This window comes from Shewanella sp. 5_MG-2023, assembly GCF_030547465.1.
Lineage (GTDB): Bacteria > Pseudomonadota > Gammaproteobacteria > Enterobacterales > Shewanellaceae > Shewanella.
On sequence record NZ_JAUORC010000006.1, the window covers coordinates 25,583 to 49,009 of the forward strand.

The window sequence follows — 23,427 nt, forward strand, 5'->3', positions numbered from 1 at the left end:
TTAATTAACGGTTTAATTTAGTTTCGATATTATTTTTGGAGTACATGATGTGACGACGCATTAGCATCTCTGCTAACTCTTCATCACGATTTGAAATGGCTTTAACTATATGGGTATGTTCTTCAAAGGCAGTTGTCACCCGAGGTCCTGCCATGCCTAATTGCACTCGGTACATACGAATAAGGTGATACATACCGTCTATCAGCACAGAAATGAGGTGTTTGTTTTTGCTCCCTAGAATAATGCGGTAATGAAAATCCACATCACCTGCTTCTTGATAATAAGACTCGCCAGATTTCACTTCATTAGAGTGTTGGCTCAGAAGCGTTAATAAATCTGCAATCTCTTCATCAGTCATGTTTTTAGCGGCAAGCCTAGCCGCCATGCCTTCAAGGGATTCGCGCACTTGATACAACTCTATGAGCCCTTCAGGCGTTAATGCCACCACTCGGGCACCTATATTGGCTTTACGTTCAACCAAATGGCATGACTCTAAACGGTTTATTGCCTCGCGGATAACTGCGCGGCTAACGGCGTACTTTGTCGACAGTTCTGTTTCACTCAGTTTTGAGCCTGCCGTAATATCGCCTTCAACGATGTCCTTTCTTAACTCAAAAAAGGTTTTATCGGCTGCTGTAATGGGCTGTTCAGTAAAAAATGTCATTTTAAGTAGGCTGTCTGACCAAAGAATAATTGTCGACAATATAAGCCAATAATAACAAGTGGTCAACATAAACAAGCTAGATTGTCGACAAAAGTATAAAACGCCAGTGATAAATCAACGCTGCTAAGTTGTGGCTAAAGCATAAGCAGGGCAAAGTATGTTTACCGATATAAGCTCGCGATATGACTCAGAGAAATAACACAGAGAACTAACACAGAGAACTAACACAGAAAACACCCATGCTCGGTTAACGCCTCCCTTATTTATAAATAGACAGATAGATAGACAGATAAATGGATAAATGGATAAATGGATAAATGGATAAATCGTGACGGAGCGGATGAATAAACTCACCTATAAGCCCCATACATTGGGCAATGAATAAATGTATAACAGCCAAGCAAGCTTAGGGAGTACACCTAAGCCGTTTTAAATATCCCAAGTAAATAATATGGCTATGGCACAACTTTATTGCCCATAAAACGCGCAATTAAGCGGTGTTCATGACTATTTGTTGCTTAGTTCACCATTTACTCAGCCCTGCTCTTGCCTAGTGGCTTGTCAGTTCATTATCATAAGTTAATTTAATGCACATTCAGTGATATCCATCAGCAATTTTGCGGAGCAACAATGACAACTATCAACTTACTTTTAATCTGTGGCGGCGGCAGTGCAGAGCATGATGTGTCTTTGTTATCAGCTGATTTTTTTGAATCATCTCTCGCAAATAGTAACGAGATTAATTTACTGCGAGTTGAACTTGATAAAAATGGCCATTATCACGATCAAGATGGTAATGTTTGTGAGCTAACCAATAAGCGCGAAATTCGTTTTGAAGATCAGCAAAAAGCACCTTGGCCTGTAGACTATGTCATTCCTTGTATTCATGGATTTCCCGGTGAGACCGGTGACATTCAATCTTATTTCAATTTAATCCAATTGCCTTACTTTGGTTGTGAGTCAGAAGCCTCAAGAAACTGTTTTAACAAAATCACCGCCAAAATGTGGTTTAGCGCCTTAGGCATCCCTAATACGCCTTATATTTTTCTTAATGAACTAAATGATGACGCTATACAACAAACGGTAGCAGCCTTATCACAATGGGGCTCAGTATTTGTTAAAGCCGCCTCTCAAGGTTCATCAGTGGGCTGCTATAAAGTTGATGACGCAACGCAAATACAACAAGTATTAACTGATGCCTTTAGTTTTGCGCCTTCTGTGGTGGTTGAAAAGACCATTATCGCCCGAGAGTTAGAAGTCGCAGTTTATCAATATCAAGGTGAAGTAATAGCAACACTGCCAGGTGAGATCATTTGTGCCAGTAACACTTTTTATACTTTTGAAGAAAAATATAATGCTTCAAGTAAGGCGACCACCAATGTAGTCGCAAAGAATTTATCTGAGGATGTGTGTGAAGCGATTCGCAGCTATGCGATAAAAGCATTTAAAGGGATGAAGTTAAGACACTTATCAAGAATTGATTTCTTTCTAACCGAAGAGAATGAAATTTTACTAAACGAGATTAATACCTTCCCTGGCTCTACACCAATTTCAATGTTTCCGAAAATGCTACAAAATCACGGCGAAAACTTTACTGATTACTTGGTTGAAAACATCAAAAGCCAATTATAAATCTAAACACATATACCAACTTGATACGACGATTAACGACAAAATAGCTATCGCGTCATATTGATTGAAACAATATTGGAATATGTTTGCTGATGGCCAGCATCTTCCAATTGTTTGCGCCAAGGGTTATCTTGAACCCTGACCATATAGAAACGCTCACGGTAGGTATCAGTGACGAATGCAATCCCATGTTGCATTAATTCATAATGAATATCATGTACAAATACCAAAGAAAAATTCTGCCTGCCTGTTAACTGATTAATGTCTCCTCGCGTTAAGCTTACTCCATTCTCTAATTGTTCAAATTGAATCATTAGCCAATTCGCAAAATCTTTTGAACTCACCATTTGATTGCCCTCGTATTTAAATCAAAAAAACTACAACTAAATCTAACTAATAGTTTAGTGCACTTTACGATTTTCAGCACAATAGTTTAACAAACTCATCTGGCCAAACATTATTCATCAAATGAAAAAACGGTAGTTTAACACCAAGAAATCACACACTACCCATTGAAATATAAAGAATTAGAATAAAACAAACACAGTCAAATAAAAACATATTAAGATGTCAACTTTTTAACCAGTGTCAACAAAATGACTTACAACTTGATTTCATCCGTTTACTAGAACAGTATTGCAACATTAACCTAACAGCTTAATGTTATATATAGTATTACTTCTATGTTGTTCCTCATAACTTAATCGGAAAGGAATAATGTCAAAAATTGTTTTATGCATAGTCAGTTTTATGCTCATATCTGGCTGTAGTCAAACTCCTCATTTCAATGATTCAAACCTTAATTCAAACTCCCTAGTTGGCATTTATACTAATGATGATGGTTTTGGAAACCGTATTAATATCGTTTTAAATGAAGATGGGGGTTACGAGTCTCAACTAAATGGAACCATTGGAATAGAGGGGTTTTCTTATGGTGAATGGGAGCACACAACGAAGTCAAATAGTATTTTATTTTCCCCAATTAAAGAACATGGTTTTTTAAAAGGAAAACTTAAAACATTACTGATCATTAGTGATAGTAACAATATTTCCTTAATTCCAGCTAAAAAACTTAAAAGTCATTCTAAGTTAATGGCTGATTACGGACAATCAAACTATAGCTATCAGAAAAATAGTATTTAATTTAATCGTGCTCTAACCGCTTATGTACATGGATGTACTGTAAGCTTTGTTTAGTTACTTCAATAAGCCATTTTCGTTACTTCAAATTTAACTTCTCAATGATTATTCCCAGCTATAAACTTCAAATATTTTACAAGCCAGCCACAAAGAATACCTGCTCTGACATAGGCCTCAAATAGTATTAAATGCAACCCCAAAAAAGGCCAGCTTTCGCTGACCTTATTTATTGCTATTGGCTTTTACTAAAAGCCTTCCACACCAGCCATATCAGGTAATTGATGGGCTATCCCTTTATGACAGTCGATACAGGTTTTATCACCGCTCGCTAATGAGGTTGAGTGCATTTGCGAAGCGCGAGTCGATTGACGCGTAAAGTCCATATAATCGAAATTATGGCAGTTACGGCATTCTAATGAGTCATTAGCTTTAAGGCGTGCCCACTCATGCTCTGCCAACTCACGGCGTTTACCTTCAAACTTTTCACGAGTATTGATGGTGCCAAATACCTTGCCCCAAACTTCTTTCGAAGCCTGCATTTTACGAGCAATTTTATTGGTCCATTCATGTGGTACATGGCAATCTGAACACGTTGCGCGCACACCACTTCGGTTAGTAAAGTGAATGGTGCTTTGTAGCTCTTGATAAACATTACTTTCCATTTCATGGCAACTGGTACAGAACTCCTCGGTGCTTGCTAATTCAAGAGCGGTATTAAACCCACCCCAAAAAATCACCCCTGCTACAAAGCCACCTAATGTCAAAAAACCCAGGCTGTAATGAACACTTGGCCTGTTTACTACCTGCCAAACTAACTTCAATTTTTCTAGTATTTTTGCAATCATAAATGCTCCTAATGCTCAGTCGTTGAAGATTTTTTCATGAGTTCTTTAACATCCACAAAATCATTTTCAACCAATAACTTGGCATCTAACTGAGATACATGGCATTGAGTACAGTAATAACGACGTGGCGACAACGATGCCAAGAAATTATTATCTCTGTCCATATAATGCGTCACACTTACCATAGGAGCTTGAGAATGCCCAGTGCTACTACGCGCATGACATTGCATACATTTATTCACTTTCAAATCAATTTGATAACCATCAATTTTATGAGGAATAATTGGCGGCTGCATCGGGTAATTACGCACTTGCTTAACATCTGAATTAATCACTTTCTGCATAACAGGCGGTGTTGGTTCAACGTTTAATGGTGCAAGGCGTAATGTAGCAACTTTCTCATCAGGCACAGTTGCTGCCGTCAAACCAAAAGAGAATCCAACTAACGCAATGATTGACAATATTTTACGTGCTTTCATGGTGTCTCTCCTTAGGCTTTAACGATTTTAACCGCGCACTTTTTAAAGTCTGTTTGTTTTGACAATGGATCTGTCGCATCTAACGTGACTTTGTTAATGAGCTGGCTAGCATCAAACCAAGGAACAAATACCAAGCCAACAGGCGGCTTATTACGACCTCGGGTTTCTATACGGGTTTTAATTTCACCACGACGAGAAATAACCTTCACTTCATCACCACGACGTAAACCACGTTTTTTAGCATCATCTGGATGCATAAAACACACTGCATCAGGGAAGGCTTTATAAAGCTCTGGCACACGCTGGGTCATTGACCCCGAATGCCAATGTTCTAGTACGCGACCGGTTGATAACCAAATATCGTATTCTTCATCTGGCATCTCTGGCGCTGGTTCATAAGGCAGTGCAAAAATAACCGCTTTACCATCTGGCTTACCATAGAACTCAAAACCTTTACCGGCTTTAACATAAGGGTCAGACCCTTCACGGAAACGCCATTTGGTTTCTTTACCGTCAACAACAGGCCAACGTAAACCGTGCTCTTCATGGTAACGGTCAAAGTCAGCTAAATCATGACCATGTCCACGACCAAAGGTTGCATATTCTTCAAATAAGCCTTTTTGAACGTAAAAACCAAAATGTTTAGCTTCATCATTCAAGAACTTAGGATCAGCATCACTTAATGGGAACTTCTCAACATTACCGTTTTGGTAAAGTACTTCGAATAACGTTTTACCTTTAAACTTAGGATTGGCATCTAAAACATCTTGCGGCCAAACTTCATCAGTGGTGAAACGTTTTGAGAATTCCATCAACTGCCATAAGTCAGACATTGACTCGCCTGGCGCTTTAACCATTTGATGCCAGAATTGAGTACGACGCTCTGCATTACCATAAGCCCCCTCTTTCTCAACCCACATTGCGGTAGGTAAAATCAAATCAGCTGCTTGTGTTGTTACCGTTGGATAAGCATCAGAAACAACTATGAAGTTTTCTGGATTACGGTAACCCGGTAATCCTTCTTCGTTCATGTTAGCCGCAGCTTGCATGTTGTTGTTCACTTGAACCCAATAACAATTTAAATCACCATCTTTAAGACGGCGATTTTGTTCAACGGCATGGTAGCCAGGCTTTGGTGGGATTATGCCACTTGGAATATTCCAAATTTCTTCAGCATGTTTACGATGCTCAGGGTTAGTAACCACCATATCAGCAGGTAAACGATGCGAGAATGTACCGACTTCTCGCGCGGTACCACAAGCTGATGGTTGACCCGTTAATGAGAATGGGCTGTTGCCAGGAGTAGAAATTTTACCGACTAGCAAGTGAATGTTATAAATAAGGTTATTACACCACACACCACGAGTATGTTGGTTGAAACCCATAGTCCAGAAAGAGGTGACTTTCTTTTTAGGGTCAGCGTACAACTCTGCAAGTTCAATCAACTTGTGCTCAGGTACACCAGAAAGCTCGCTTACTGATTTAACATCGTAGTCAGCTACAAACGCCTTAAACTGCTCAAAATCGATTGGGGTTGAATCACCCGCAGTCTCAACGTTCTTGGCTTTTTTCTGTAATGGATGAGTGGCTCGTAAACCATAACCAATATCCGTTTCACCTTTACGGAAATTAACATGCTTAGCGACAAAATCTTTGTCTACTTTATCGTTTTGAATAATGTAATTGGCGATAAAGTTAAGCATGGCTAAATCGGTTTGCGGCGTAAATACTATGCCTAAATCCGCCAAATCAAATGAACGATGTTGGAACGTCGATAACACAGCAACTTTCACATGTGGTGCACTTAAACGGCGGTCAGTCACGCGAGTCCAAAGGATCGGGTGCATTTCTGCCATATTAGAGCCCCATAATACGAAAGCATCCGCCGCTTCCATATCATCATAACAACCCATGGGTTCATCAATACCAAAGGTACGCATGAATCCACCAACAGCAGAAGCCATACAATGACGTGCATTGGGATCAATATTGTTAGAACCAAAGCCTGCTTTCATTAATTTAACCGCTGCATAGCCTTCCCACACAGTCCATTGGCCAGAACCAAACATGCCGACTGCAGTAGGCCCTTTAGCTTTAATGGTTTTTTTCCATTTTTCAGCCATGGTATCAAACGCAGTATCCCAACTAATGGGGCTGAACTCGCCATTCTTATCATATTTTCCGTCGGTCATTCTTAACATTGGAGTTTGAAGGCGATCGCGACCGTACATAATTTTTGATAAGAAGTAGCCTTTAATACAGTTAAGGCCTTTGTTGACTTCACTTTTTGCGTCACCATGGGTTGCAACCACTTTACCGTCACGCGTCGCAACGATAACGGAACAACCTGTACCACAAAAACGACATGGTGCTTTGTTCCACTCTAATTTGGTCTGCTCAGAGCTAGTAATTAAGTTACTTGCTGATGCCGGTAAAGCCATGCCTGCCACGCTGGCAGCTGCCATAGCAGCATTAGCCTTCATAAACTCACGTCTGTTCATACTCATTCTTCACCCTCTTCTAGCTCTTCGCTTTGGTGATAAACCATAGTGGCAGTAAGCACACCAGGTATTGCGTTAATAGTTGAAATGTCATCCATTAAGGAACGCTGGCTTGGTCCTTCAATCACTACGACTATCTTCATCTCGTTGTTAACTGATAAATCTGCATTGTCCATGGCCATAATTTGTTGGCGAACTTCAGCCATTTGCTCTGGTTTTACTTGCACTATCAGGCTAGTTACGTGGATTTCTTTTTTGCTCATCAAGATTACTTCTCTATTAATTTTTGTTTTAATTTCTATGATTATCCAGCGCCAGGAGGGCCAGAAAGAATTTGACTAAACCAAATGGTGAACCCTAATGCACTAACGAGTATCGCTGACAAAATGGGTGCTAAGAAAACCGTTAAAAATATAAAAATTTTAAGTTCTAGGCTTTTCTCAGTTTTAGAATCTATATTCATGGAGCCTCCGGCAGAGGTTTCTAAGGAAAGGGATGTAGCATAATTGTTACTGATTGATATTCGTGTGAATTCTATCTTTTATCAATGACTAAACTATATACTCACAAATTGGTAAAACGAATAAATGTTGATCTAGATCATAAAAAAACCAACAATTATTACAACTAGAAATGGCATATGAACAATAAAGCGCTTCAATAGTAAATCCAGCCAAAAATAAAAATCTCATTCATGTTAATTGATTCGATTTAAACCAGAACCACTGCAGAGAAATACTCATGCATAAGTATATATAGTCTCTAACACAAAAGTTATCAACTTGTTAATCGTCAATCAAACACTTACAGAACATTCTAGTGATTTCAAACAGGCTTAGCCGATAACCATGCGAGTTACCTCGATCACTTCTCCACCTTTAAATTATCCTCAAATAAAAAAGCACAACTGAATTGTTATTCAATTGTGCTTTTTAAAGAAATATAGATGTGTCACTACACGGTTAAATACTTATAACTTATAGCGTAAGACCTTCAAGGATTTTTGCTCATCAATATCAGTAAACTCGGGGGGATTATCAATACGCTCAACAAAGGTTAAGCTTTCTGCAGTTTCTTCAACTTGCTTCATTAAAAAATCACAGCCAAGCTCAGGCGCATTTAAACACAACAACACTTCACCGTTATCAGCCAGTAACTCTGGTAAACGTCTCAGCAGCCTTACATAATCTTTGGTGGCAACAAAACTTCCTTTTTGATTACTTGGTGGATCGGCAACAATTAAGTCATAAGGCCCAAGTTTGGTTAGTTTGCCCCATGATCTAAAGATGTCATGACCGAGAAAGCGTGCGCCTGAAGCAAAATCATTGAGCAAATGGTTTTGTTTGCCTATGGCTAATGCGCCCTTGCTCATATCCATATTAACCACTTCAGTCGCTTCGCCCTGTAAAGCGACAACAGAAAAGGCGCAGGTATAAGCAAATAGGTTAAGCACTTTTTTATCCTTTGCGTGTGCTTTAACCCACTTTCGACCATTGGCCATATCAAGGAAAATACCGTGATTTTGCCCGCGTAACAGGTGGACTAAAAAATGGGCGCCATTTTCTGTCACTATGTGTTTTTCAGGTACTTCACCGGCAACAACATCGGTTATAGTTTGCCCTGCATTACGGTACTGAAATACTAAATTAAACGGTTTATCGCCATGACACTGCTGCCAAACTGCTTCTATATCAGCAACCATTGACTGTCTTTCTGATTCTGGCAGCTCTTTAAAGCTGGTAAGCAGTAACACAGGGTTAAACCAGTCTAAGCAAATATGCTCATAACCGCTAAAGAGCCCCCCGCGACCATGAAATAAGCGACAAAGGTCATCACCTAATTGTGCTTGGGCTAATGCGTTAACCGCAGGAAAATTTGAATCATTTGAATTCATTTATAACGCTCATTTATGTAAATTAAACATGACCATTTTCGGACTTTTCAGATGGGGTTTCATCTGTTGTTTGTTCGGCTTCTTCTACTCGGGCAACTAATTCCCCATTTTTGTCATCTTCATCATGGATTTCATCAGATAACAAGATAGCCAACCACTTACCACTGTCACTGGACTCTAATGCAATTTTGACAATCATAGTCAGTGGTACAGATAACAGCATCCCTACTGAGCCAAGTAACCAGCCCCAAAAAATTAATGACAAGAACACCACTAAGGTTGATAAGCCTAAACCGCGGCCCATAAATTTAGGTTCAACCACATTACCCATGACAGTATTTGTGCCTAAAAATAATAAAGCCGTAACACCTGCAGCCCCTGGCCCCATTTGAATGAATGCCAATAGTACCGCTGGAATAGCAGCAATTATAGAACCAATGTTGGGAATATAGTTAAACAGGAAGGCTAACACTGCCCACAATAATGCGTAGTCAACCCCAATAATACTCAAGCCAATACCGACAATAATACCGGTGCCAATACTGACGAGGGTTTTTATCACCATATATTGATTAACTGAATGCAAAAATTTATCAATTTGCTTTAAGCGCATGTCTGGATCGTCTAAGGCAAAATGAAACTTTTTCGGTAATGATTGGGCTTCAAACAACATAAAGATAATGGTCAAGATGATTAGAAACAGATTTGCCATCACATTACCAAGGCCTGACAACATATTAGTGGTCATGCTTAAGGCCATACCGGGGTCAAAGTATTCTAAGGCTTTTTCTTTAGAGATATTAATATTTAACGCGGTTAGCTTTTCTAATATCCATGAAAACTGCTCAATTAATTGTTGGCGGTAAACCGGTATTTGTTTAGAAAACTCATTAATAGAGCTGCCCACTAAACTCGCCAGCCATAAGCCCATTAGCACGATCAATAGCATCAACAGTATAATTGATAGCCATTTAGGTACCCTAAAACGGCTCATAAATACAATGGCGGGATTACAAACAACCGCTAAAAATGCAGATAATACAAACGGGACCACAATTGGACTTGCTGTTTTGATACCGGCAAGGATCACCACTAAGCAAGCCATGATGGCAAAACCACGTAACGCAATCGAGGAAGAGTTACCTCCATTCATAATGAAAACCTTTTTATACTTAAACGTGAATTAAACTAAGATTTGTTAAGTTGAAACTATATGCGTAATTAATTGAAAAAACAAAACAACTAACTGCAAAGTTATTGATTATACCTGTTATATTTTGTGTATAAATGTTTAAAGCGCCCCAAGGGTGAATTAAGCGAGTAAAATTAATTAATTTGAAACTAAAGCAAGTCACTAAACACTGATCGAAACGCTAAGCTAGCACGTATTATTACTTATGTTGGCAAAATGAATGGTGAGACTTTATGAAGATTTTAATAACTGGGGCAACAGGATTTGTTGGCCAACAATTAGTTCATTTACTGCAAGAAGAACATAAGCTTACTATTGTTAGCCGTAATATTGAGCATGCTGAAGCCGTGCTGGGTAATAAACATCATTACTTATCAGGCCTTGATACCTTAGACAATCTCAATGAATTTGATAGCGTGATAAATCTAGCTGGAGAGCCCATTGTCGGCAAACGCTGGAGCCAACAACAAAAGCAACGTATTTGCGACAGTCGCTGGAATATAACCGCCAGACTGGCCCAGCTGATCCAACAAAGCACTACCCCACCAGCAAGTTTTATTAGCGCCTCTGCCATCGGCTTTTATGGTCGCCAAGGCCAAGAGCCTGTTGATGAGCATAGCCAAGCCCATGATGAGTTTAGCCATCAGGTTTGTAGTGAGTGGGAACACTTAGCCTTAAAAGCCCAGTCAGAAAACACCCGAGTCTGTGTGCTCAGAATTGGCATTGTATTAGGTAAAAATGGCGGTGCATTAGCAAAAATGTTGCCACCGTTTAAATTAGGCTTGGGCGGCCCGATTGGTAAAGGCACCCATGGGGTTAGCTGGATCCACATTGATGACCTAACCCATTTGATTGAACACTTAATTAACTCTAACGATGCTAAGGGTATTTTCAATGCTACGGCACCGAATCCTGTTAATCACAAGCAATTTGCTCAATCATTAGGCTTTACCTTAAAGCGCCCAGCTAAAATCCCGACACCTGTATTAGCATTACGGTTAGCCATGGGCGAAATGGCAGACTTAATTGTTGAAGGGCAATTTGTATTGCCCAAACGTACATTGGCGTCAGGCTTTAACTTTAAATATACCCATATTGACCCAGCGTTAGATTCAATTTTTAATGCCTAATCACTTGGATATGTGCAGTTCTGATTATTGTGGTCTTCAAGAACACTATTTACTGTTAACCAGCTCAGTGGTTTTATCCATAAACCACTGGTAACGTTTTGGTAAAGGTCGATGTTTTTTATAAATCATGTACAAGGGCTCTTTTACCTGCTTATCAAGTTTAGCAATCGATATTGCCGCTACATCACTAAAGCTTTTTACTGCAAACTCAGGTAACACAGTAAAACCTAGGCCTTTTGAAACTGGCAACAAAATTTGGTTAAGTTGATTAACATAACTGACAACCCGAACCTCTATTGCTTGTTTATCTTTATAGTTATTAGCCACCACTTGCTGCCAATTATGCATCGCATCTGGGTGAGCAACCATGCCCAACGCCATTAACTCATCATAATTTATTACCGTTTTTGATTCACTTTTCGGCACCACAAGACAAAGGTGCTCATAGCCTATGGCTAACACTTCAAGTTCAGGGTCGGAAACAAGCTGGGTCACAATGCCAATATCAATATCGTTATTGGATAATAACTCTATTATCCTTCTATTGGGTCCAGCTTCGATTGAAACATTCAGCTGCTGATGTTTGATTTGATAATCAATAAAGTGCGGATATAACAATGAGGCTAATGAACCTGAACAAGCAAAGCGGCACTCACCCACATGTTCTGAATCAAGCTGTAAATCGGTTAATAATTGCTGCTGTTCCTTAACTAGAGATTGGCCATATTGCTGTAACTGCATACCGGCCGACGTTAATTCAAAGCGCTTACCAAAGCGTTCGATTAACTTTACGTTCAACTGCTTTTCTAATTTCTGCACATGCTGACTCACACCCGGTTGAGTCATAAACAACTGCTCAGCAGTTTGAGTAAAGTGGCCTACTTCAGCCAATTTTAAGAAGGTCGTTAACCATTTTTGATTAATCATCAAAGTTACCTTTGTTATTCAAGCTGCAAGTGCAGATGGCACGCTCTGCTAATCTTTAGTTTTGATAGCATAGCAAATTTTAAATAACAGCAGGTTATAAAACTTACTCACTTTGATAATTAAATGATTTAACTATTCGCAGTAAGAAGCTGGAGAAAGTAAGTTAACAACTATTGATTATCGAAGGAATATTGCCTTTTAATTTCGACAACTTCAACGCTGTAAGCGCGGTACCACTTATCTTGACCTAACTTTTGCGCCACGGCATGTTTTGAATCTTGATGCCAAGCTTGAATATCAGCCTCTGAATGCCAATATGAAATCGCGATTTCCTTATCCCCTTCTGATACTGCAATAAAATCGATGCAATTATAATGGTTAAACGCTAGGTCCCTCATCACGGCAACAGTATCTGAATAATGCTTATCTTGTTGTCCAACCGTTGCTTTAAATATCACCGCAAACATGCTTCAAACTCCTTTTGATTAGTAATAAGGCATAAAAATAGGGAGTTAAACTCCCTATTTAAACTAATACCTATTTATATAAGTGCTATTAATTGCTCATCAAGCGTTATTAACCTGCTTTAAGTAACTCACCGCAGGAGCGATTAAGTAACTGTCTGCAGCGCCACATGCCTAAGAATGATACCACTGCAGCGCCCGCTATTGGGGCGATAGCCCACCACGGCCAGTGCATGTACACCACAAGTTCAAACACTTGGGTTTTGAGCATGTACAGCGCAAACTCAGCGACAATCACCGCTAAAAGGCCTGCTATAGCCCCCAAGATGGCAAATTCAAGCCCTGTTGCTGAGCGAAGTAACCAGCCTGAAGCGCCAAAGGTGCGCAGCACTGCAAGCTCACGCTGGCGAGTCGCCATTCCTGCTTCCGTTTGGGCTATCAGCACTAAAGCACTTGCCAGTAACACCAGTGCCAACACTAAGGTAAGCGACAATGACACTTGGTCAATAATCTGTCTAAGTTGTTGCACCATAGCGCCAACATCGATAACCGAAATTGTCGGAAACTGCTGAATTAACTGCAATACCACGGCATTTGCAGTTAGCGAACTGCCCGCCTGTTTCAAGTCTTCATCATTTAAATGAAAGCTCGCCATAGAAGTATACGAAAAACCTTCTAAGGCTTTAGGCCTAAATATCATAAAGAAATTAGGTTGCAAGGTTTCCCACTGTACTTGTCTAAAGCTGGTCACTTTAACGGTAACCGCCCGATTATCCATAGTAAAGGTCATGGTATCGTTAAGGGCTAAGCCTAAGCGCTCTGCTACACCTGACTCGACCGACACCTCATCATTTGCTTGATTAAATGTGCCTTCAGTGATGTCGTTGTTAGGCGGCAAGGTGTCACGATAAGTCAGATTTAACTCTCTTGAAATACCGACTCGCCCTTCTATGCCAGACTTTTCTTCATCTCGCGAAATCAACTCTTCATCATTAATATGAGTTAAGCGACCACGGATCACAGGGTAAATATCGGTCGCGATAATTTTGTTAGTATCTAAGAAGTCATCTAATGGCTTAGCATCTTCTGGGGCGATATTGACCAGAAAATAGTTAGGCGCATTTTCAGGTAATTGTTTTTGCCATTCATTGAGTAAGTCTTGTCTTAACGCCAAAATGGTCAGTAAAAGCACTAATGCGCTGCTAAACCCAACCAACTGCACTGCATTTTGTCTAGCTCTGCGGCGCAGACCCGCTAATGCTAACTGAAATGGGTTGGTGGTTTTCATGCCAACGCTGTGACCAAGGCGGATCATCACAAAGCCCAGCACGCTAAGCAGCACTCCCAATAACAATACAGCCAACACCACAGTCATGGTCAGTTCAATACTGCGTGAATATAAGTAGCCCAGTAGCGCCATCGCCCCTAAACTCAGCAACAAATGCAGCCACATGCCTAGCTGTAAGCCTTCTAATTGACGCTGTAATACCCGTAATGGTGGAATAGCTAACAAGCGCATCAATGGATAGGCAGAAAACATAAATGCACTGATGAGCCCGGTACTGACACCCAGAAGAATTGGTCGGCTATAAGGCGGAGAATAAGCCGCTATTTCAGCAGGTAAAAACTGGGTAATACCAATATCCAGTAGCACACCACCGATTAAACCTAAGACAATACCTAATGCCGTTACCAACATGAGGTGCAACCCAAACAAGCTGCGGATTTGCTTAGCTGAAGCGCCAAAGGTTTTAAGCATCGCCACCACATCATAATGACGCTGACAATAGCGCTGAGCGGCAATACCAATGGCTGCACACGCAAGGGCAATACCTAACAAGCTTGCCAGCAATAAAAAGCGTTCGGCACGTTTTACCGCAGAGGCAATCGGTGAATCACCACTTTGAACGTCTACCCAGCGCTGACTATTATTTAATAGCGGTTTAACTTGGTTTTCAAACTTGGTTAATTGCGCTGCATCGCCAGCAAATTGATAAATATAACTGACTCGACTACCTGGTTGGATAATGCCTGTTGAGTCAACATCATCAAGACGCATTAAAAGTACTGGTGATGATGCAAAAGGATTAAAGCCTGCATCGGGTAAACGACTAATCTCAGCGCTTAAATTAAGCTCTATATTACCCAGTTCAAGGGTTTTGGGGTAATTCAGTAACCCCCCTAAGCGATTTTCATACCACGCCTCACCTTTAGCGGGCAGTGCTTGAGTCGCGCCTGATGATAGCTCTATTTCGCCCCGCAGTGGATAACCATCAGCAACAGCTTTTATGGTCACCAGTTGAAATTTGTCACCCGAGTAAACCATGGAGTTAAACTTCATATTGGTGACATAGTTAACCGATAATGACTCTGCTATCGCCAATACCTTGTCATCAATTTTAACAGGTGAATCAATAATGCGATCAGCGGCGATAAAATTAGCCGCCTCACCATTAATGGCAACTTGTAATCGCTCACTCACTCGAGCAAGACCACTGACCGATAACACAGCCAAGGTTATCGCCAATACAATTAGTACTAGCTGGCCTTGCATTAATTCTCTTTTAAACAGACGCCACGCTAATTGTAACTCCATTAGCTGGCCTCCTCGGTGACGTTTTCAAGCGTCGAGTTAGTGTTTGCAGCCGTTATCGCAGGTTCAGACAAATGACCATTTTCCATCACCAGTTGACGTTTGCAGCGTTTAGCCAATTCAAGATCATGGGTCACTAACACCAGCGTGGTATCACTTTCTTGGTTTAAGGCAAACAACATATCAGCAATTTTATCGCCGTTTACACTGTCTAAATTTCCGGTAGGTTCATCAGCAAATAACACTTTAGGCTCGCAAATGAAGGCTCTAGCAATAGCCACACGTTGTTGTTCGCCGCCCGATAATTGCTTAGGAAGATGGGTCAAACGATGGGAAAGCCCCACTCTGCCCAGCATGCTTTGGGCCTTTTCTTTAGCATTGCTGACACCAGCAAGCTCCGCTGGCAGCATGACATTTTCAAGTGCGGTAAGGGTATCGACCAACATAAAAGATTGGAAAATAAAACTGACCTTTTGTTTTCTCAAGGCGGCTTTTTGCTCTTCATTCAGGCCCGATAATGCTTGGCCATCAAGATAGATCTCACCCGATGTTGGCGTATCAAGCGCAGCCAGTAAACCCAGTAAGGTTGACTTGCCAGATCCAGAAGGCCCAAGAATAGCAATACTGTCTCCCTGCTTGACATCCATATTAATGCCGTTGAGGATAGTGAGCTCCCCCTCTTGGGTCACCACTGTTTTATTGAGGTTAGTTACATTAATGGCACTGGAATTATTTGCAAAATTAGTAGACATACGATCCTTCTTATTATTACCGGCGAAACGCCTGCTTAATGCGGCTTTCATCTTAGTTGTGGTATCTGCAGTGTCGTTTTCAACACTGGTCACATCCGCGTTGTTAACATCGACACCTAGCTATGCTGCCACGGTTTTAATCCTTGGCGATAGTCTAAGTGCAGGTTATGGCATGTCGGAAGAGCAAGGTTGGGTACAATTGTTACGTAATGACCTGCCCGAATACCAAATTATTAATGGCTCTGTCAGCGGTGAAACCACAGCTGGCGGATTACGTAGACTACCAGTTCTACTGGCTTCGAGCCCTGTTGACCTTGTTGTTATTGAGCTTGGTGGTAATGATGGTCTACGTGGGTTCCCCCCAAAACAGCTGAAATCAAATCTTACAAAAATGATTGAGTTATCTCAACAAAGTGGCGCCGATGTGTTACTTACTGAAATCATGGTGCCGCCAAATTATGGTCCTCGATATACTAAAATGTTTAATGATGTTTATCATCAATTGGCCAGTGATTATGATATTGAACTGATCCCATTTTTTATGCTGGAAATCGCTCCTAACCCTGACTTAATGCAACGAGATGGCATTCACCCTAATGAGGATGCCCAGCCTAAAATTACGCAATGGATGAGTCCATGGATCATCGATGCAGTAAAAAAGTAACAGAGGTTAAAACATTTAGTCAAAAATGAGAACAAAAGCCTAAAATAGTAATTTTATTTTAAGGTTTAGGATTTAGAATGATACACAAATAACTTTGTTCAAACGTTCTAAAATACTAATCCTTAATGACAGTTTTTGAGCAATAAGGTTTGGTATTTTGTTTATGACTACAAGGAAATCTCATGGCTATCAGTCGGCAAAAGAAAGTTTACCTACCTACTACGACCAGAAAAAATCAATATATTACCGTTGGTTTCCCACTTACCGATGAGTTTATCGCTCATTATGAAACGTTAGAAAACTGCTACCAAGAGTTTTCTAAGCTGGTTTTTCAAACCGCGGATAAATTTGAACTTTATAATGTCCATGTTGTTGCGACAGATAAACTCCCTGTTGTGCGTTTTCATAATGAGGTTTACTGTTTTTCAACCCAAGAGCAGTTACGATTTTTCTATAACCCGGTGCATCATGAAGCAAACCGTTTACACATGATTCCTGATTATCGCGCTAAAAAACTTAAAGTGGTCTTCTTAGCAACGGGTGATGAAATTCGCAGCAAAGCAGCAAACTTTCATGCTCGTATTCGTGAGTTTACTGAGGCATTAATGCCACAGTTACCCACTCAGAAGCTGGCAACCAAAATACGCGATCACCAGCATATTTCTTATGATCTATTTGCCAAAAATAAAGGTCATAAAGAAACCTACGGTTATAAGCTAAGAGCGCTTAATAGCCGCTACCAGCATCGTGACTGCCCATTACCAGAAGATGTCAGTGCACTTTCTTACGTTCAGATCACTATGCCTGTTGGTCGCCGAATTAAAAATCAGCTACTTGCAGAAAACCGCAATGATTTTAGCGATAGTTACCAAAAGGTTTGCCAAAAATTTATTGACGCTGCTCGCTCAAAACAACTGAATAAATTAGCCGTGGTTGCTAATGGTAAAGTACCTTTAGTACGTAATAGTAAGTTTGAAGATTTACAAAGTACCGCTGAATTTCAAATGATCGGTTTTGACCCTAGTGCCACAGATGCTGAGCCTATCTGTCATTGGGATGGAAATGTCATTACTGAAGCAATACGCTTTGTCATTGTTGCGGGTGATAGTGATATTGCTGATGGTGGTTATGGCCGCTTTATGAACCAAGTTGAAGATGCGATGCGTAAATTTATCAGTGACATCGACTTTGATAAAGAGCACATCGATTTAACTGTAGGCTTCCATCAACACCTTAGCTATAAAGCATAATTAACTCTATTCTCCCCATAAACGGCAGCCTAGCTGCCGTTTTTTATTGCTCCTTTTTTATCATCCTTCCTTGTGCAAGATACATCAAAAAAACTTGTTAAATAAATGTGGCCAGATTTCACATTGATTAACAAGTGTCCTCCAAGGCATGTTGAACAACATACGAATAAATCGTATCCACTCCTTTGGGGCGTATAACGCTGGAGTAGGACATAAATAATAAAAAGCAGGAGATGCTATGTTCAACAAGACAAAGCCTTGGCTGGTACCTACACTTGTAGCAACAGCTGTCACAATCAGTTTAGCGGGCTGCGGCTCAGATGATAACGATTCACAGATCACCGAAACCCCACCCGTTGTTCAACCACCAGCAGAAACCGGTCCCACCTTCCCTGAAGGTGCCATCATGGTCGAAGCGGGTGATAACCTCACTATCAGTATTCAAGAAGCATTAATCAACGCCCAAAGTAATGACGTTATCGTATTACCCAAAGGTAACTTCAAAATAGAATCGACCTTACTGTTTGATGGTGATGTAGACGGCGACGGCAGTTTTGCCAAAAATATTACCATTATGGGTTACGGCCAAGATGAAACCGTGTTGGATTTTTCTGAGGCCAATTCGGGTGATGGTATTTTTGTTCAAAATGCCATGAACATTATTATTCAAGACTTATCCGTTAACGAAGCCAAAAATAACGGTATTAAACTCAAAAATACCAATGGCATTATTTTAAGAAGGTTGGCAACCATTTGGGAAGGCGAACTTGATGAAGGCAACGGTGCTTATGGTTTGTATCCTGTAGAGTGTGAAAACATTCTTATTGAAGATACCTATGTTCGCGGTAGTGCTGATGCCGGTATTTACGTTGGCCAATCCCAATATATTGTAGTGCGCCGCAATATCGCTAAAGAAAACGTCGCCGGCATTGAAATTGAAAACTCTAAATATGCCGACGTTTACGATAACGAGGCCATGGGTAATACCGGCGGTATTTTAGTCTTCGATTTACCGATTAATAACCATAGATATGGTTCAAGCGTACGTATTTTTAATAACAAGGTTTACGATAATAATACCTTGAACTTTGCTAACGCATCATCAAACCCAGCAGGGGTACATATTGTGCCACCCGGAACTGGGGTGATTGTGTTATCCACTGACGATGTAGAAATTTTTAATAATGAAATTACAAACCACGACACGGTTGGCTTAACTATTTCGAGCTTCTTTATTGCTGAGCCCGATATCAGTACTTTTGTGGGTAATTATGGTCAACCAGGCCAAGCTATTGATGATGGCTGGCGTCCAACACCGCGTAATATCTCCATTCATGACAACGTGATCAGCGATTATGGCACTAAGCCAAAAGGCTATTTAATTAAAGATATCATCACCGCTTATGTATTAACCCACGGCGCATTACCGGGGATTTTATATGATGGTTTAGGTGAGATGTTCTCTAACAACGGCACCGCGGCCTATTTAGGTTTACAGGAGTTACCTTTTGCCGCCGATGGCAGTGATAACGTGTGTGCGCAAAATAATGGTGAGGTAAGTATTGGCCGTTTATATGCCAATAATAATACCGATGCCAGTATTGCCGATGTGCTTTATGAAAAAACGCAAATGGACTTAATGAACTGCGCCCAAGTGAGCCTACCTGTTCATACCGTTACCTTTGGTGATGAGATATTTGGCTGTGGTGTTGATGATGATACCGCAGGTTGTGATGGCGGCACTTTAATCGGTGGCGGTGGCTCTATTGGTGAAGGTGAAGGCGGCCTTGAAGGCGATGGTGATTTAGCCTTATGTGAAGCCAGTGGTGATAATGTCAGCTGGGATGCACTACTAAAAGCTAACTGCCCTAACCTGTCTGATTATAATCTATTTGCAGATATGGCTAATCCAACCGATGGGCCAAACTCGGGTGGCTTACCTTATGATCTTAATACGCCATTATTTACCGATCATGCCAGTAAATATCGCTTTGTGTATTTACCTGATGGCACTATCGCCGACTACAGCGAAAATGAATCATTCGACTTCCCTGTAGGCACAGTGATCAGTAAAACCTTCTCTTTACCAACAAACACTAATAATCGTGGATTTGCAAACGAGGATTTAATTGAAACACGATTACTGATCCATCGTGACACTGGCTGGACAGCGCTGCCTTATGTTTGGAAAGCCGATAAATCCGATGCTGTTATTGCTAAAGCGGGCGCGATTCAAGGAAAAACCATTACTCACAAAGGCGCTGAATTGGCATTTGATTACGTCGTACCCAGCATGAATCAATGTAAGCAATGTCATCAATTTAAAGCCGATGAAGACAGTAATGCGGTATTTATGCCCATTGGACCTAAAGCTCGTCACCTTAATAAAACTTACCCATATGCTGATGGAGCAATGAATCAACTCGCGAAATGGCAAGCGGCAGGTATTTTACAAGGCGTGCCAGAATTAGACACTGTCCCTATGGTGCCAAAATTCCAAGATGGCGATGAAGCAAATATTGATTCTATGTCGGATACTGAGCTTATGGCCGTTGCTAAAGGCTACTTAGATATTAACTGTGCCCATTGTCATCGACCTGAAGGTAATGCCTCTAACACAGGCTTAAAGCTTGAGTACTGGCGCAGTTATGATGAAGATGCAGGATTTTCTCATGGTACTTGTAAGTCACCTGTTGCTTATGGCGGCGGCAGCTTAGGTTTTGATGTGGTTCCGGGTAATCCTGAAGAGTCAATCTTACATTTCCGTATGGAAACCAATGAACCTGGCGATCGTATGCCTGAAATTGGCCGTAGCTTGTCCCATGATGAAGGTGTTGCACTCATCAACGAGTGGATTAAGCGATTACCTGCAGCATCATGCTCCTAAGTAAGCTTTAACCCATGTAATGTAAACACGGGTTATATCAAACCAAATAAGCCGGGGAAACTCGGCTTTTTCATCGTACATTCTATTCATACAAGGATGTCATCAATGTTTGTTTTTAAAGCCCATCAAATACTTGTTATTAGTTTATGTTTGTCGCTAATAGCCTGCGGCGGCTCTGACTCAAAAGAGAATAATAACGATAACAATATCCTTGATACGCCAACGCCACCTGTAGCAGTGCCAGAGGATCCCGAGACAGCGCCTGATGAGCTATGTTTACAAAACAATAGCGAAGTGAATTGGCCCGCATTAATGAGCGCAGATTGTGACAATCTAGCGGATTACAGCTTGTTTATCGACCCAAGCAAACCAACTGAATCACCACGAAGTCCTGGTATGCTTTACCAACTATCTACTGAGTTATTTTCCAATTACGCCAGTAAATATCGGTTCATTTTTTTACCTGATGATCAAGCAATCAGCTTTCAAGCCCAAAGCCAATTCGAATTACCCGTTGGTAGTGTATTAGTTAAAAGCTTTGCGTTACCTTTTGATACCCAAAATAGTGGCGCAGATAATGAGAAATTAATCGAAACACGGCTATTAATCCATCGAGAAACGGGCTGGACAGCATTAGCCTACCAATGGCTTCAAGGCCAAGCTAAACTTGTTATCGCTGGCGCGAATGTGGCCCACACCATGAATAATCAGGGCGAATCGATTAGTTTTGATTATCACATTCCCAGCAAAGCTGAATGTAAAATTTGCCATCAAGTTAATGAGCAAGGAAGCAGCAACATAAAGCCTATTGGACTTAAAGCCCATTTATTAAACCGCCAAATAACAGACAGTAACAACACCCCCATTAATCAACTGACTCAGTGGGCACAGCAAGGCCAGTTAATAAACTTACCCGCGCTTAACAGCGTTGCACAATCTTTTGCCATTAATGATGAAACAGCAGAATTAACCAGCCGCGCTAAAGGCTACCTCGATGTGAATTGCGCCCATTGTCATAGCGCAGAGGGCTTTGCCAGCATTTCAGGCCTCAGACTTGAGTATCATATTGATCATACTTCATTTGAGTATGGCGTTTGTAAGCAGCCACCAGGTTGGGATGGCGGCCCTAATGGGCTTGCTTATGACATTGTTCCTGGCAATGGCGAGCGCTCTATTGTGCATTATCGACAAACACTGTTAAGCCCTAAAGATAGAATGCCGCCCATTGGCCGAGAAATGACCCACATTGAAGGCGCTGATTTAATTAAACGCTGGATTGATGACATGGCTATCACCATTGCAACGTGCAGTTAAATTAGCTGTAGCAGAGTGCACCGTTAAATAATGAATGATTAAGCAATGAAATAGGAAAACTAAAGACTGTTAACTGACAAGATTAAGCTTTAAGAAGTGACCGGGTGGATAGCCAAGCCAATGCTTAAAGCTTTGTCTGAAATGGCTAACATCGCCATAACCGAGCACTTCAGATATGTCTTCTGCACTCAACTCATTTGCTAAAATTAAATTTATCGCTGCTTGGCAGCGCACTTGATCCACCAGCTTTTGATAACTGGTTCCCGCAGCCGATAGTTTTCGGCGTAAACTTCGGGCGCTCATATGGTGTTTTTCTGCCAATTGTTCAAGCTTGGGTGGCTTAGGCATGCATAGGCGAATATCTGTCAGCAGCGGCTCAATAAATGACACGCCATCTGGCACCGAAGCGGCTAAGGCAAGGTGGTCAAATTGATAACTTAGCGGTGTATTGAGTATAGCAATATCAATACCCCACTCATAGAAATCACAATCAAACACAATTTTAGCGCCGGTTTCTGCACTTAAAAACTCAGTGTTACATTGAGGCTCTGCCATATGAATTTCATCAATAACCACAGGTGAAGCTACTAACTGCCTTGCGGCGCCTAATAACGCGCAAACACTGTGCTGAAATTGAAAAGCAAACTTTTGGGCGTTAGCTTTTCCGGTATTGAGCCACCTTACCCATAATCTAGTCTCATCAAAACGAATAACAGTATCAGCAAAGCTACCCGCTAAATCAGGGTTTTTGATCACAAACAGTAGGCATTGATTTAAGGTGGTAAATTTATCAAAGAAAGGCAGTAACACATCAAGACTGGCAATTTGATAACTGGCGCCCAATCGAGCGCCAATTTCAGGATCTGGCGAGGTCGTTCTTAACACTTCCATGGCATACTCAACCTGCCATACATAAACAAACTGCATGGCGTTGAGTTCTTGCGGCCCTAAGCCAATTTTTAAATAGATATCAGTAGCTACAACGTCGCCAAGATGCAGTTCAATAAAGTTAAGCAAATTCCGTAGTTCAAAGGCAGGGTAACATTGATCCCCTACCATCATATTTGCCTTGTAGCCTAATTCTCTTTGCATCGATACC

General features: G+C 41.0%; 21 protein-coding genes. 7 read left to right on the top strand and 14 right to left on the bottom strand.

Going from position 1 to position 23,427, the window contains the following annotated elements:
- Positions 1-4 precede the first annotated feature (4 nt).
- The gene (locus tag Q4557_RS04635) at positions 5-664 is read right to left on the bottom strand and encodes a GntR family transcriptional regulator (RefSeq protein ID WP_102476335.1); all 660 of its coding nucleotides are present in this window, start codon (positions 662-664) and stop codon (positions 5-7) included.
- Between the two features lie 630 nt (positions 665-1,294).
- On the opposite strand from Q4557_RS04635, the gene Q4557_RS04640 reads away from it, so the two are divergent.
- Positions 1,295-2,296 (top strand): D-alanine--D-alanine ligase, encoded by a 1,002-nt coding sequence (locus tag Q4557_RS04640; RefSeq protein ID WP_303411009.1) that lies wholly within the window; start codon positions 1,295-1,297, stop codon positions 2,294-2,296.
- A gap of 47 nt (positions 2,297-2,343) precedes the next feature.
- Here the strand turns inward: Q4557_RS04640 and Q4557_RS04645 are convergent, their stop codons facing one another.
- Complete coding sequence (locus tag Q4557_RS04645) at positions 2,344-2,643, bottom strand: hypothetical protein (protein ID WP_102440554.1); 300 nt, start codon at positions 2,641-2,643, stop codon at positions 2,344-2,346.
- A 370-nt stretch (positions 2,644-3,013) separates the two neighbouring features.
- On the opposite strand from Q4557_RS04645, the gene Q4557_RS04650 reads away from it, so the two are divergent.
- Positions 3,014-3,439, top strand: a complete 426-nt coding sequence (locus Q4557_RS04650; protein ID WP_102476337.1) for a hypothetical protein — start codon at positions 3,014-3,016, stop codon at positions 3,437-3,439.
- A gap of 242 nt (positions 3,440-3,681) precedes the next feature.
- On the opposite strand, the gene Q4557_RS04655 is transcribed toward Q4557_RS04650, so the two are convergent.
- The 7 genes from Q4557_RS04655 to Q4557_RS04685 all read right to left on the bottom strand — a co-directional run bounded on the left by Q4557_RS04655 (position 3,682) and on the right by Q4557_RS04685 (position 10,308).
- Complete coding sequence (locus tag Q4557_RS04655; protein WP_102440577.1) at positions 3,682-4,269, bottom strand: cytochrome c3 family protein; 588 nt, start codon at positions 4,267-4,269, stop codon at positions 3,682-3,684.
- 20 nt (positions 4,270-4,289) lie between these two features.
- Positions 4,290-4,760: a nitrate reductase cytochrome c-type subunit gene (locus Q4557_RS04660; RefSeq protein ID WP_102440552.1), complete on the bottom strand. Its 471-nt coding sequence runs from the start codon at positions 4,758-4,760 to the stop codon at positions 4,290-4,292.
- An 11-nt stretch (positions 4,761-4,771) separates the two neighbouring features.
- Entirely contained in the window at positions 4,772-7,261 is a 2,490-nt protein-coding gene (napA, locus tag Q4557_RS04665) for a nitrate reductase catalytic subunit NapA (protein ID WP_102440576.1), read from the bottom strand.
- Positions 7,262-7,263: 2 nt separating this feature from the next.
- Complete coding sequence (locus Q4557_RS04670; protein ID WP_102440551.1) at positions 7,264-7,524, bottom strand: chaperone NapD; 261 nt, start codon at positions 7,522-7,524, stop codon at positions 7,264-7,266.
- Positions 7,525-7,565: 41 nt separating this feature from the next.
- Entirely contained in the window at positions 7,566-7,724 is a 159-nt protein-coding gene (locus tag Q4557_RS04675; RefSeq protein ID WP_102440550.1) for a periplasmic nitrate reductase, NapE protein, read from the bottom strand.
- Positions 7,725-8,231: 507 nt separating this feature from the next.
- A complete protein-coding gene (locus Q4557_RS04680) occupies positions 8,232-9,155 on the bottom strand; it encodes a class I SAM-dependent methyltransferase (protein ID WP_102440549.1) in 924 nt (307 codons plus the stop codon).
- 22 nt (positions 9,156-9,177) lie between these two features.
- On the bottom strand, positions 9,178-10,308 hold the full coding sequence (locus Q4557_RS04685) for an AI-2E family transporter (RefSeq protein ID WP_102440548.1): 1,131 nt from the start codon (positions 10,306-10,308) through the stop codon (positions 9,178-9,180).
- A 272-nt stretch (positions 10,309-10,580) separates the two neighbouring features.
- Between Q4557_RS04685 and Q4557_RS04690 the strand changes: the two genes are divergently transcribed.
- Entirely contained in the window at positions 10,581-11,477 is an 897-nt protein-coding gene (locus Q4557_RS04690; protein ID WP_102519821.1) for a TIGR01777 family oxidoreductase, read from the top strand.
- Positions 11,478-11,522: 45 nt separating this feature from the next.
- On the opposite strand, the gene Q4557_RS04695 is transcribed toward Q4557_RS04690, so the two are convergent.
- The 4 genes from Q4557_RS04695 to Q4557_RS04710 form a co-directional block, all read right to left on the bottom strand.
- The gene (locus Q4557_RS04695) at positions 11,523-12,404 is read right to left on the bottom strand and encodes a LysR family transcriptional regulator (protein ID WP_102476339.1); all 882 of its coding nucleotides are present in this window, start codon (positions 12,402-12,404) and stop codon (positions 11,523-11,525) included.
- A gap of 170 nt (positions 12,405-12,574) precedes the next feature.
- On the bottom strand, positions 12,575-12,871 hold the full coding sequence (locus tag Q4557_RS04700; RefSeq protein WP_102440545.1) for an antibiotic biosynthesis monooxygenase: 297 nt from the start codon (positions 12,869-12,871) through the stop codon (positions 12,575-12,577).
- A 109-nt stretch (positions 12,872-12,980) separates the two neighbouring features.
- Positions 12,981-15,464: an ABC transporter permease gene (locus Q4557_RS04705; RefSeq protein WP_303411016.1), complete on the bottom strand. Its 2,484-nt coding sequence runs from the start codon at positions 15,462-15,464 to the stop codon at positions 12,981-12,983.
- Entirely contained in the window at positions 15,464-16,213 is a 750-nt protein-coding gene (locus tag Q4557_RS04710) for an ABC transporter ATP-binding protein (RefSeq protein ID WP_102440543.1), read from the bottom strand. Before Q4557_RS04710 ends, Q4557_RS04705 begins: the two co-directional genes overlap by 1 nt.
- Positions 16,214-16,298: 85 nt before the next feature.
- Between Q4557_RS04710 and Q4557_RS04715 the strand changes: the two genes are divergently transcribed.
- The 4 genes from Q4557_RS04715 (at position 16,299) to Q4557_RS04730 (ending at position 22,328) form a co-directional block, all read left to right on the top strand.
- Positions 16,299-16,877, top strand: coding sequence for an arylesterase (locus tag Q4557_RS04715; protein ID WP_303411159.1), 579 nt, complete (start codon positions 16,299-16,301; stop codon positions 16,875-16,877).
- Positions 16,878-17,059: 182 nt separating this feature from the next.
- Positions 17,060-18,127, top strand: coding sequence for a DUF3083 family protein (locus Q4557_RS04720; RefSeq protein WP_102440541.1), 1,068 nt, complete (start codon positions 17,060-17,062; stop codon positions 18,125-18,127).
- A 238-nt stretch (positions 18,128-18,365) separates the two neighbouring features.
- Entirely contained in the window at positions 18,366-21,014 is a 2,649-nt protein-coding gene (locus Q4557_RS04725) for a parallel beta-helix domain-containing protein (RefSeq protein ID WP_102440540.1), read from the top strand.
- A gap of 105 nt (positions 21,015-21,119) precedes the next feature.
- On the top strand, positions 21,120-22,328 hold the full coding sequence (locus tag Q4557_RS04730; RefSeq protein ID WP_303411018.1) for an SO2930 family diheme c-type cytochrome: 1,209 nt from the start codon (positions 21,120-21,122) through the stop codon (positions 22,326-22,328).
- Between the two features lie 69 nt (positions 22,329-22,397).
- On the opposite strand, the gene Q4557_RS04735 is transcribed toward Q4557_RS04730, so the two are convergent.
- Positions 22,398-23,420, bottom strand: a complete 1,023-nt coding sequence (locus tag Q4557_RS04735) for an AraC family transcriptional regulator (protein WP_303411021.1) — start codon at positions 23,418-23,420, stop codon at positions 22,398-22,400.
- Positions 23,421-23,427: the final 7 nt, after the last annotated feature.

Coding starts and splice junctions, on each gene's coding strand:
- Q4557_RS04635 (WP_102476335.1), bottom strand. CDS start 664: ATGACATTTTTTACTGAACAGCCCATTACAGCAGCCGATAAAACCTTT.
- Q4557_RS04640 (WP_303411009.1), top strand. CDS start 1,295: ATGACAACTATCAACTTACTTTTAATCTGTGGCGGCGGCAGTGCAGAG.
- Q4557_RS04645 (WP_102440554.1), bottom strand. CDS start 2,643: ATGGTGAGTTCAAAAGATTTTGCGAATTGGCTAATGATTCAATTTGAA.
- Q4557_RS04650 (WP_102476337.1), top strand. CDS start 3,014: ATGTCAAAAATTGTTTTATGCATAGTCAGTTTTATGCTCATATCTGGC.
- Q4557_RS04660 (WP_102440552.1), bottom strand. CDS start 4,760: ATGAAAGCACGTAAAATATTGTCAATCATTGCGTTAGTTGGATTCTCT.
- napA (WP_102440576.1), bottom strand. CDS start 7,261: ATGAACAGACGTGAGTTTATGAAGGCTAATGCTGCTATGGCAGCTGCC.
- Q4557_RS04670 (WP_102440551.1), bottom strand. CDS start 7,524: ATGAGCAAAAAAGAAATCCACGTAACTAGCCTGATAGTGCAAGTAAAA.
- Q4557_RS04675 (WP_102440550.1), bottom strand. CDS start 7,724: ATGAATATAGATTCTAAAACTGAGAAAAGCCTAGAACTTAAAATTTTT.
- Q4557_RS04680 (WP_102440549.1), bottom strand. CDS start 9,155: ATGAATTCAAATGATTCAAATTTTCCTGCGGTTAACGCATTAGCCCAA.
- Q4557_RS04685 (WP_102440548.1), bottom strand. CDS start 10,308: ATGAATGGAGGTAACTCTTCCTCGATTGCGTTACGTGGTTTTGCCATC.
- Q4557_RS04690 (WP_102519821.1), top strand. CDS start 10,581: ATGAAGATTTTAATAACTGGGGCAACAGGATTTGTTGGCCAACAATTA.
- Q4557_RS04695 (WP_102476339.1), bottom strand. CDS start 12,404: ATGATTAATCAAAAATGGTTAACGACCTTCTTAAAATTGGCTGAAGTA.
- Q4557_RS04700 (WP_102440545.1), bottom strand. CDS start 12,871: ATGTTTGCGGTGATATTTAAAGCAACGGTTGGACAACAAGATAAGCAT.
- Q4557_RS04705 (WP_303411016.1), bottom strand. CDS start 15,464: ATGGAGTTACAATTAGCGTGGCGTCTGTTTAAAAGAGAATTAATGCAA.
- Q4557_RS04710 (WP_102440543.1), bottom strand. CDS start 16,213: ATGTCTACTAATTTTGCAAATAATTCCAGTGCCATTAATGTAACTAAC.
- Q4557_RS04720 (WP_102440541.1), top strand. CDS start 17,060: ATGGCTATCAGTCGGCAAAAGAAAGTTTACCTACCTACTACGACCAGA.
- Q4557_RS04725 (WP_102440540.1), top strand. CDS start 18,366: ATGTTCAACAAGACAAAGCCTTGGCTGGTACCTACACTTGTAGCAACA.
- Q4557_RS04730 (WP_303411018.1), top strand. CDS start 21,120: ATGTTTGTTTTTAAAGCCCATCAAATACTTGTTATTAGTTTATGTTTG.
- Q4557_RS04735 (WP_303411021.1), bottom strand. CDS start 23,420: ATGCAAAGAGAATTAGGCTACAAGGCAAATATGATGGTAGGGGATCAA.